The sequence below is a fragment of the Bradyrhizobium sp. P2_E8 genome, assembly GCF_056403875.1.
Map to the genome: position 1 here is coordinate 1 of NZ_JBFUES010000147.1, position 10,665 is coordinate 10,665.

Sequence of the window (10,665 nt, forward strand, 5' to 3'; positions counted from 1 at the left end):
GCGGCTGGGTCCAGGCGCTGCCTTGCTTCATCAGCGTCTCGCCCTCCCGCGGCTGGGTCCAGGCGCTGCCTTGCTTCATCAGCGTCTCGCCCTCCCCCTCCATGTAGGTCTTCACCCAGCCCTTGAGGACATAGACCATCTGGAATTCGACGTCGTGGAAGTGAAGCTTTGAGACTTCTACGGGATTGCAGGGGCCCTGCAGCCGGATCACATGCGCTTGCGCGAGCCCATGGCTCGCATCGGCAATGCCCAGATCGCGATATTTCGCATAAGCGCGCAGGCCATCGGCCTTGAAGTCTTCCTCGCGGTGATGGCTGATCGCGACGCGCTGCCGGGGACGTACGGGCTTCTTCGGAGCGGTCGTGCGCGCCTTTGCCTTCACCGTCTTGCGCGCCGAGGATCGCGCCGCCGCCTTGGCGCCGCTCCGCTTCTTCACCGCGGTCTTCGTTGCGGGTCTTGATGCCTTTTGCCTGGCCATTGTCTGCCTCCCTGATCTGAGCCGCGCCCGCCGGACGGGTACAACCCGAAGGCAGACTACCCAGTCCGGGACGAGGCAGCAATCGCGGGTTCGGGCTGGTCACGCGACGACCCGTCGTTCGTAGCTTGTCCGAAGCTGTCGTCGCGAACGGCCGTCGTCTCGTATTCGTTCCCTCGCCGATTTAATCTCGCCGGGAGATTCTGGGGGAATTGATTCATGAGCAACAGCGTAGGTCAGCGTGCATTTCAAAATGCCCGGCTTCGGAAACGGCAGGAGGCCGACGTGCTGCCATTGCTCGGGAACGCCCTCCAGCTGCAAAAGAAAGGGCTTCTCCCCGAGGCCCGGGCGGCCTATCGCCAACTCCTGCAGCTCGCGCCCAACCAGTTCATCGCACTGCATATGCTCGGCGTTCTGGAGTCCGACGCCAAGAACCATCAGCAAGCCGAAATTCTGCTGAGCCGGGCGGTCGCCGCGGATCCGCGATCTGCCGAAGCTCATATGAGCCTGGGCGTCGCGCTGAACGGGCTACGACGTCACGACGAGGCCTGCGAGAGCCATCGAAGGGCCCTCGCCTTGCGCCCCAACTACGCCCTCGCCCTGTCCAATCTCGGTAACGCGAGCGTGACCCTCGATATTCAGGAAGCGCTCGCGTGCTACGACAAGGCGCTCGCAATTGACGGAAACCTTGCCGAAGCCCACAACGGCCGGGGTTGGGTGCTCTGCCGTCTGCGCAATTATGACGAGGCCATCGCAAGCTTGAACCGCGCGCTATCGATCAAGCCTGACTATGCCTCAGCGCTGGCGAACCGCGCCGTCGCATTGCAGGAGCTTCTGCGATTTGACGAAGCCATAGCGGATTGCAATCGGGCAGTCGCCCTGGCACCCGACGACGCGAACGGGTGGCTCTGGCGGGCCAGCGTCTGGCTCCAGATGAAGCAAATGGCCGAAGCATTGCCTGATTGCGAGAAGGCCCTCGCGATCGATCCCGAGTCCGCTCAAGCTCACCTGGTGCTGGGCCTTTGTCTCACCGGACTTGGCCGGGTCGACGAAGCCCTGGCCAGTTTCGACAGGGCTCTTGCCATTACGCCTGACTTCGCGAGCGCAATTTCCAACAAGATCTTCGCACTCGATTTCCTGGCCGATGCCAGCGTTGAGCAGCATCAGCAAGCGCGGCAAGTATGGTGGGATCAGATCGGCGCGAAAGTCGCTTCGGAAGCGGCGAGATCGCACGACAACAGCCGCGATCCGGATCGCCCTCTGGTGCTTGGCTATGTCTCGGCGGACTTCAACGCGCATTCGGCCGCGTTCATCTTCAAGCCGGTCTTGCAATACCATGACCGGGAACAGTTCGAGATCGTGTGCTACTCTTGCTCGTCCAAAGCGGATGCGGCGACCGACGAATTTCAAAAGATCGCCGATCGCTGGCACGACGCCTCGCAATGGAGCGACGATCGCCTCGCCGGTCAGATCCGCGCCGATGGCGTCGATATCCTGATCGATCTGTCCGGCCATACCAAAGGAAACCGCCTCGGCGTGTTTGCGCTCAAGCCGGCGCCGATCCAGGTGCATGGCTGGGGCCACGGTACCGGCACCGGTCTGCCAACGATCGATTATCTGTTCTCGGACCCGGTCGCGATTCCTGCCGCGGTTCGGCATCTGTTTGCGGAAACCGTTGTCGATCTGCCGTGCTTTGTCACGCTGGAGCCGCTGCCGATCGAGCTTGCGCGGGCGTCAACGCCGGCGACCTCGAACGGCTTCGTCACATTCGGTGTCTTCAACCGCATCAGCAAGATTTCGGACGCGGCCGCGCAGGCCTGGTCCAGGATTCTCGAGAGGGTGCCGGGGTCACGACTGCTGATCAAGGATCTCGCGCTGGACGATCAACTGGTCCGCGACAATCTGCTGGCACGGCTTGCAACTTGCGGAGTGCCGGCCGAACGCGTCGATCTGCTCGGAACCACCTTGCGAATCGATCATCTGAGATCATTCCATCGCGTCGATATTGCCCTCGACCCGTTCCCGCAGAACGGCGGCGTCAGCACGTTGGAAGCCTTGCAGATGGGCGTGCCCGTGGTGGCGAAGCTCGGGAACAGTCTGCCCAGCCGTGCCGGCGGCTCCATCCTCTCCGCGCTTGGCCTGCCGGACTGGGTTACGGATAGCGAGGAGGCATATGTCGACATCGCGGTGAGCCGTGCGGCGCAGATCGGCGACCTCGACAAATTGCGCCGCGAGCTGCCCGGACAGGTCAGGGCTGCACCCGCCTGCAACCCGGTCGCCTACGTGCAAGCGGTGGACGAGGCCTATCGCGCGATGTGGAAGCGCTATTGCAGCAGCGACGCCTGATCGCTGCGTCAATGCAGCCTGAACACGCCGTCGACCGCACGTAGCTCGGCCGGCTTGATCAGCTTGGAATGCGCGACGGTGACCGAATAGAGGGGACCGTCGAGCTTCTGCTGCCAGAACGCCAGGAAGTCGGTCAGCGCTGGGAATTTCGGGAAGAGATCGTAGTTCTGCCAGACATAGGTCTGAAGCAGCGAGGGATGATCCGGCATCCGATAGAGAATTTCAGCCGTCGTCAGCCCGTAACCCAGCACCTGTTTCCGGAAGTCGTCGGAAACAACCCCAACCCGCGAGACCATGCCAACCTCCTTTGCAGGAGCGCATTCAGGGGCGGCTTGATCCGGTACGCTGCTTACGAGCCACCCGGTGGAGATGCGCTCACATGAGAGAAATGTGACGCAAACTGATAATCCATCTCAAGCCCAAAAGTTTAACAAGCTGTTGAAATTCAATGCGTTAGCAGCAGAGACGGCTCCGTGCTAATACGGTCCGGCTGACGGTTAACGATGGGAAAGAGATTCTGGCAGAGCGCGCTTCCGAGTGCCGATTTTTCTGCTAGAAGCCCTTGCCCCCGCAAAATTCCTGTCCTATTTCAGCTTCGCCTGTGCTAGCACTCGCGGGCACAGACTGCTAACAATCTGAAATCATCAACCCGAGCAATTGCTTAGGAGGACTGCATGAAATTCCGTCCGCTTCACGACCGCGTCGTGGTCAAGCGCATCGACGCAGAAGAGAAGACCGCTGGCGGCATCATCATTCCCGACACTGCCAAGGAAAAGCCCTCCCAGGGCGAAGTCATCGCCGTCGGCCCCGGTGGCCGCGACGAAGCCGGCAAGCTGATCCCGATCGACCTGAAGGTCGGCGACCGCGTGCTGTTCGGCAAGTGGTCCGGCACCGAGGTCAAGATCGACGGCGTCGATCTGCTGATCATGAAGGAAAGCGACATCATGGGCGTCCTCGACGTCCCCGCTTCCAAGAAGAAGGCGGCCTAAGAGCCCCCTCTCGCCCCCAGCCAAACACCTAAGGAAAAATCCAGATGGCAGCTAAAGAAGTCAAATTCTCGGTTGAAGCGCGCGACAAGATGCTGCGCGGCGTCGACATTCTCGCCAACGCSGTSAAGGTSACGCTCGGYCCGAAGGGCCGCAACGTCGTGCTCGACAAGTCGTTCGGCGCTCCCCGCATCACCAAGGACGGCGTCACCGTCGCCAAGGAGATCGAGCTCGAGGACAAGTTCGAGAACATGGGCGCCCAGATGGTGCGCGAAGTCGCTTCCAAGTCCGCTGACGCGGCCGGCGACGGCACCACCACCGCCACCGTGCTGGCCCAGGCGATCGTGCGTGAAGGCGCCAAGTCGGTTGCCGCCGGCATGAACCCGATGGACCTCAAGCGCGGTATCGACCTCGCGGTCGAAGCCGTCGTTGCGGACCTCGTCAAGAACTCGAAGAAGGTCACCTCGAACGAAGAGATCGCCCAGGTCGGCACCATCTCGGCCAACGGCGACSMGGAGATCGGCAAGTTCMTCKCCGACGCCATGAAGAAGGTCGGCAACGAGGGTGTCATCACCGTTGAGGAAGCCAAGTCGCTCGAGACCGAGCTCGAMGTYGTCGAGGGCATGCAGTTCGAYCGCGGCTAYATCTCGCCCTACTTCGTCACCAACGCCGATAAGATGCGCGTTGAAATGGATGATGCCTACGTCCTGATTAATGAGAAAAAGCTATCTCAGTTGAGTGAACTACTTCCCTTGTTGGAAGCCGTGGTGCAGASCGGCAAGCCGCTKGTSATYRTCGCCGARGACGTCGAAGGCGAAGCSCTCGCSACCCTGGTCGTSAACCGYCTCCGYGGCGGYCTGAAGGTCGCGGCCGTCAAGGCTCCGGGCTTCGGCGATCGCCGCAAGGCCATGCTGCAGGACATCGCGATCCTGACCGGCGGCCAGGCGATCTCGGAAGACCTCGGCATCAAGCTCGAGAACGTCACGCTCAACATGCTCGGTCGCGCCAAGAAGGTGATGATCGACAAGGAGAACACCACRATCGTCARCGGCGCCGGCAAGAAGGYCGACATCGAGGCGCGSGTGTCCCAGATCAAGGCGCAGATCGAGGAAACCACCTCGGACTACGACCGTGAGAAGCTCCAGGAGCGTCTCGCCAAGCTCGCKGGCGGCGTCGCGGTSATCCGCGTCGGCGGCGCGACCGAGGTCGAGGTGAAGGAGCGCAAGGATCGCGTTGATGACGCGATGCATGCGACCCGCGCGGCGGTCGAGGAAGGCATCCTGCCAGGCGGCGGCGTTGCGCTGCTGCGTGCCTCCGAGCACCTCAAGGGCATTCGCACCAAAAATGACGACCAGAAGACCGGGGTCGAGATCGTGCGCAAGGCGTTGTCCTACCCAGCCCGCCAGATCGCAATCAACGCGGGCGAGGACGGCTCGGTCATCGTCGGCAAGATCCTCGAAAAGGATCAGTACTCGTACGGCTTCGACTCGCAGACCGGCGAATACGGCAACCTGGTCTCCAAGGGCATCATCGATCCGACCAAGGTGGTTCGAGTGGCGATCCAGAACGCAGCCTCGGTTGCGGCCCTGCTGATCACCACGGAAGCCATGGTCGCCGAGCTGCCCAAGAAGGGCGGCGCCGGTCCGGCGATGCCTCCTGGCGGCGGCATGGGTGGCATGGACTTCTAAGTCCGACATTCAGAGCTCGACAATAAGAAAGGCTCGGCAGCGACGCCGAGCCTTTGCTGATTTCCTTGCGGTCAGCCGGGATCCAACCCTGGCACACCGTATGCGCGAGCGCGTCGAAGCCTGCGCCGCCGACAAATGTCAGGCGGCGAGTTCGAGGGGACACCGCCCGGAATCATCCTGAGGAGCCCCCATTCCCGAAACCAGCGACCGACGCTCGCCGCCCGATAGAAACAGATTGCCAATCAGAACCTTACAAGGACGATGCGCCTTCGCTAGGCGTCCAATCGCGGCGATCGCGCGCTGGGCAAGCCGTTTCAGGTCTACCCCTACAACCAGACCACCTGTGAGCCGGTCTGGACTTCGCATACAGGCCAACAGCGGACGTTGATGCCTCCTGGGGTTTGCAGGGGTTCGGTATCGAACTGCTAAAGATGTCACTCAAGCTGAGTTTGCCGACGGCCTGTTGCATTTCTCAACCCTTGCTCCCTGCGCAGGTGAATTTGAGCARAAAGAATGAGCCCGGCTGTTGGACCGAGCTCGTGTTCAATGAAGTGACGCCTTGGTGTCAGCATCCGGGCGCCGACGGGAATTCGTGGGACGTGTTACTTGATTTCCCAAGACGTGTTGTGCGGGATGTCCATCGCACAATAATCGCCAGGGCCAGCCAGCGCAGGCATAGCTAACTGCGGTCGTCTGATCAAAATTGCTCACGTTCAAATTAGCCGACTGCGAAATTCAACTGAGGCCACTAAACGCCCGTTGGGGGTCACAAGCGGCGGTTATCGCAAGCGTCGATGACGATCGGGTTTAGCACCGATACCGGACGTGTTGAGGGATGGAGCTTTAGTCGGCTTGGGGCCACGTCCGGACATGATCAGCCATGGAGGTGCGCTTCACGGCGCTGGGCGCAGTGGCTGCCAAACACCCATCACTTGGTTCTCGGAACCGGGAGGCGTAGACTGTCTCCGACCTATCTCCGGAGGCGTGCCTTGGCCAGCGAGCGCGTCGAGCGTCGGCTCACCGCCATTTTGGCAGCCGATGTGGCTGGCTACAGCTGGCTGACCGGTATGGATGAAGAGGGCACGCACGTCCAACTCCAGGACCATCTACGCACCCTCGTCGATCCCAAGATCGCCGAACACCGCGGCCGTGTTGTCAAGAACACCGGCGATGGGCTGCTGGCTGAGTTCGGCAGCGTAGTGGACGCAGTGCGCTGCGCTCTTGATGTCCAGCGCGGGATGGCCGAGCGCAATGCCGGGGTGCCAGATGAGAAGCGCATCGAGTTCCGGATTGGCATCAATGTCGGCGACATCATCATCGATCGAGGTGACATTTTCGGCGACGGCGTGAATGTGGCGGCCCGCCTGGAGGGTCTCGCGGAACCGGGTGGGATCTGCGTTTCGGGCCGGGTGCAGGAAGATGCACGAGGCAAGCTCGGTATCGCCTTCGAGGATGCAGGCGAACAGCAGCTCAAGAACATCGCCTGGCCAGTGCGGGTCTATCGGGTGCGGCTCAGCGGCGAAGCAGCGCGGTCACGACCGGCCTTGGAGCTTCCCGACAAGCCTTCGATCGCTGTCTTGCCGTTCACCAACATGAGCGGCGATCCCGAGCAGGATTATTTCGCCGACGGCATGACCGAGGATATTATCACAGGACTCTCTCGCGCGCGCTGGCTCTTCGTAATAGCGCGGAACTCATCCTTTGCTTACAAGGGGCGCTCGACCGACGTTAAGCAGGTCGCGCACGAACTCGGCGTGCGCTATGTGCTCGAGGGCAGCGTACGCAAGGTTGGCGAGCGCGTCAGGATCAGCGCACAGCTAGCGGAGGGAACCTCCGGAAGACAGCTTTGGGCGAAGCGCTACGATCGCGAACTATCCGACATATTCGCCATGCAGGACGAAATCACGGAGACAATCATCGGCGCGGTCGAGCCGGAGCTCGGAAAGGTCGAGCGCCGGCGCTCGGCTGGCAAGCGTCCGGATAATCTCGACGCGTGGGATCTCTACCAGCGCGGCATGTCGCACCTTTATGAGTACACCAAGGACGACCTGCAGCGCGCGCGGCAGTATTTTGCACAGGCAATCGCGATGGACCCGCAGCTCGGGCCCGCATATTCGGGGCTCGCCGAGACCTATTACTACGAGGGTGTCTACGGCTTCGCAGAGTCCATTTCGGACAATCGCGAGAAGGCACTCGCACCCGCGCTGCGGGCAGTGGTGCTCGACGCCGAGGATGCAGGCGCGCACTGTACGTTGGGGCGTGCCTACTACATGCGCCGCGCATATGACGCTGCATTCCGGGAACTGAAGACAGCATTGGAGCTGAACCCTTCACTGGCACTCGCACATTACGGTCTGGGTGCGACGCTCGTATTCTCGGGACGCGCAGAGGAGAGCATCCCCTATCTGACAACGGCGATACGACTCAGTCCGCATGATCCAAACATGGGATCATTCCTGGTGCGACTCGCTGATGCCGCCTATTTTCTGAAGCGCTACGAGGAAGCCGCCGAATGGGCACGGCGCGCGCTGCAGCAGCCGAATTTCCAATGGTCGCGGTACACCGTACTGATCGCGGCTCTGGCCCAGCTTGGCAGGCTCGACGAGGCCAGGAACTGCATCCAACAATTGCAGGTCAAGCGTCCAAACACTTCAATAGCATTTGTGCGAGAAACCCACCTGTTCGGCGACACGGCAAATTTCGCGCACTATCTAGGTGGCCTCCGCACGGCCGGGCTGCCCGATTGAGCGCACCGCTATCGACACAGTCCGTCCTGCAATGCCCTGATTTCGTTCAAGTCGTGCGTCGTTGGAGACGCTGGGTGAACCACCTGTGGACCGCTATGTGGCTCCGCTTCCCAGAGGCACGACGCTCAGTGACAACGAGGGCACGAGCTAGTCCCGCGCCATCCGATCCGCCGGTTCACCCCGGCGGGCCTTACCTCGGTGAGTGCAAATCGCCTTGAAGCCAGCGTCCAAGGTCCTTCGACTTCATGGGGTCTTCAAACGCGGCAAAGCTCGTAAGTACCTGATTGCAGACAGCGCATTCAAACGTTTGCAAGTCGACGCCCCGGGTGCGTGCTGGCTCGATGCTAACGAGCATCATCTGGGCCTTGCACTTCGGACAGGCGGGGCGCTCAATTGCAGCGATTGGAATGACGGACGAGAGGCGTTGAGATTGGGGCATGATGCTTCCCTCGAACAGGCGGGAGCGCAACACTCTCTGTCACCGGTAATGCCTAGGAGGCGGAGCGGTGATTGTCTGAGTGTGCGCCTGAGGGACCTCAAACGCGAGTTAATTCGCAGATTTTTGGAAGAAATGGCAGGCGCCCGCGGAAAACCACCCCTTCGTGCTCGACCTTTCCGGTCCGAGACCAAACTGCCGACCGTTACCGACGTGCCGCTCCATTTCAAAGCGGTGAGTATCAGTCACGCAGCGAGCCAATGTCCCTTGTGAATATCGAACTTCACGGCGCCGTCGTCACGCATCTTCAACAGGAGCGATTGGCAGTCGTCCTGATGCTTTATGTTCACGCGCTTCATGATTTCGAAAGCCTTCAGAGGCTTTTCGCGAAGGGCAACTAGAATCTTTTCTCGATCAGTCATTGGGAGTCCTTGCATCGGCATCGGCGACGGTACGCGTTGTACAGATCGTCTGCAACGGGTGCGTTCGCTTGACGAGGTCCGTTCCGGGTCAAAATGCGCCGTCTGACCCTCTGCGGTCAATTCCGGTCTACCCCAAGGAACGGACATTGTCAGACCGATCCGGTTGGTCTGTTTCGCGCCAGGAGCGGTCATACGAGGTCATTGCATGCGTATTGGATGAGCTGCATTTTGTTATCGGCATTGTTTCTCTTCATGTCTCGGAGGCTCATTACTGCGATATCATGCGGACCGTCCCCGCTAAGCGCGCGAGAGCCGCCGGGATGTCCCCAGCGGCTCGCGCGTTGCGTAGCGATGTGGTGCGACGCGCAGCGTCGCGTGGTGGAACGTTGCGATGCGCCGAGGCGCGTCGCGTTGCCTACCGTAATGTCGATAACTCCTACGCGTCTCATCGACGCAACTAACATGGCTGGTCGCGAGGCAACTTCAAGACAGTGGCGCTGCCGTAGTCGCCATCTCTTTTCGATCGCGCTGAAAACGCCGTGACGGCTGATGCAACAAAACCTGTAACGGTCGGTTTTGGCGCTGGCGACTACGATGCTCGCGCATGGTGCCGTTGAGCCATCATAATTGCCAAAAGCGTGATACGCTTAGCGGTAAGCAGCGGGAGACCTAGATGTCAGAAGACGCCCTTATCGTCATAACAAGCGCCATCAAAACCGCTTTCATTGATCATCCCCGGTTCTGGGCACGGCACGGGCACGGCGTGAGACCAAGTCACGAAAAGTGACGAAGAAAGTATTCATCTCGCCAAGGCTGTGCTGGTTGCTCTTCGCCAAGCCGGATATTCCGTCACCAAGGTCGAGGACCAGAATGCCCCGAAGCCCTAAAGGCAGACGTAGCAACGGTCGTTCGAAATGAGTTACTTTGATTCTTAAGACGTCTTAATTCGCCTTGCGGCGTAGAAAGGCCGGGAAATCGAGAACGTCTTCCTCGATCCAATTGCGCACAGTAGAGGAGCGGCCGTACGGATCGAGGGCTTGCGGAGCCGCATGGCGCGCATACTCCGAAATTGGCTTTTCCGGTTGGGCCGTCGTCGGTGGGAGCGGCGAGCTCTCCAATGGCGGCGGCACCGGTGTCTTACGCTCAGTGCAGTCGGCGATGCGACGACTGTCGTTGCCGAGCCTGCCGGCGAGTTCTGCGAGTGAGCTTTCCGTTGGTTGCATCTGGCGCACCGGGGCAAGATTATCGATTCCGGTCGCTACCACCGAGACGCGGACTATCCCTTCCAGACTTTCATCAAAAGTGGCGCCGACGATGATGTTGGCGTCCGGGTCGGCCTCTTCGCGAATGCGGCTAGCCGCTTCGTCGAACTCGAATAGTGTCAGGTCGTGGCCGCCGGTGATGGAGATGATGAGGCCACTGGCTCGCTTGATCGAGGGGTCCTCGATCAATGGATTGGAAATCGCGGCCACAGCGGCCTTGAGCACACGCTTCGCGCCAAAAGCCTCACCCCTGCCCATCATGGCTTTGCCCTTCTCTCGCATGATGGAGACGCGCGAGCAGTG

The 10,665-nt window shown here is 60.7% G+C and carries 7 protein-coding genes and 1 pseudogene; 4 read left to right on the top strand and 4 right to left on the bottom strand.

Annotated elements, in window-relative coordinates; translation table 11 throughout:
- Positions 1-478: cupin domain-containing protein (locus tag AC1D00_RS10925; RefSeq protein WP_477010687.1), on the bottom strand; the 478-nt coding region annotated here is incomplete at its 3' end.
- A gap of 216 nt (positions 479-694) precedes the next feature.
- Between AC1D00_RS10925 and AC1D00_RS10930 the strand changes: the two genes are divergently transcribed.
- Positions 695-2,821, top strand: a complete 2,127-nt coding sequence (locus AC1D00_RS10930) for an O-linked N-acetylglucosamine transferase, SPINDLY family protein (RefSeq protein WP_477010688.1) — start codon at positions 695-697, stop codon at positions 2,819-2,821.
- A gap of 8 nt (positions 2,822-2,829) precedes the next feature.
- On the opposite strand, the gene AC1D00_RS10935 is transcribed toward AC1D00_RS10930, so the two are convergent.
- Entirely contained in the window at positions 2,830-3,117 is a 288-nt protein-coding gene (locus AC1D00_RS10935) for an usg protein (RefSeq protein WP_011088370.1), read from the bottom strand.
- A gap of 378 nt (positions 3,118-3,495) precedes the next feature.
- Here AC1D00_RS10935 and AC1D00_RS10940 point away from each other — a divergent pair, with 378 nt between their 5' ends.
- From AC1D00_RS10940 to AC1D00_RS10950, 3 genes are all read left to right on the top strand, one after another.
- The gene (locus tag AC1D00_RS10940) at positions 3,496-3,810 is read left to right on the top strand and encodes a co-chaperone GroES (RefSeq protein WP_135174233.1); all 315 of its coding nucleotides are present in this window, start codon (positions 3,496-3,498) and stop codon (positions 3,808-3,810) included.
- Between the two features lie 44 nt (positions 3,811-3,854).
- Complete coding sequence (gene groL, locus AC1D00_RS10945) at positions 3,855-5,495, top strand: chaperonin GroEL (RefSeq protein WP_477010689.1); 1,641 nt, start codon at positions 3,855-3,857, stop codon at positions 5,493-5,495.
- A 989-nt stretch (positions 5,496-6,484) separates the two neighbouring features.
- Positions 6,485-8,242 carry an adenylate/guanylate cyclase domain-containing protein gene (locus AC1D00_RS10950; protein WP_477010690.1) on the top strand — a complete coding sequence of 586 codons (1,758 nt, stop codon included), beginning with the start codon at positions 6,485-6,487 and terminating at the stop codon, positions 8,240-8,242.
- 681 nt (positions 8,243-8,923) lie between these two features.
- Here the strand turns inward: AC1D00_RS10950 and AC1D00_RS10955 are convergent.
- Both AC1D00_RS10955 and AC1D00_RS10960 read right to left on the bottom strand, forming a co-directional pair.
- Positions 8,924-9,292, bottom strand: coding sequence for a hypothetical protein (locus AC1D00_RS10955; protein ID WP_477010691.1), 369 nt, complete (start codon positions 9,290-9,292; stop codon positions 8,924-8,926).
- Between the two features lie 749 nt (positions 9,293-10,041).
- Positions 10,042-10,665 (bottom strand): annotated as a pseudogene (locus tag AC1D00_RS10960) (cell division protein FtsZ); the annotation flags it as partial.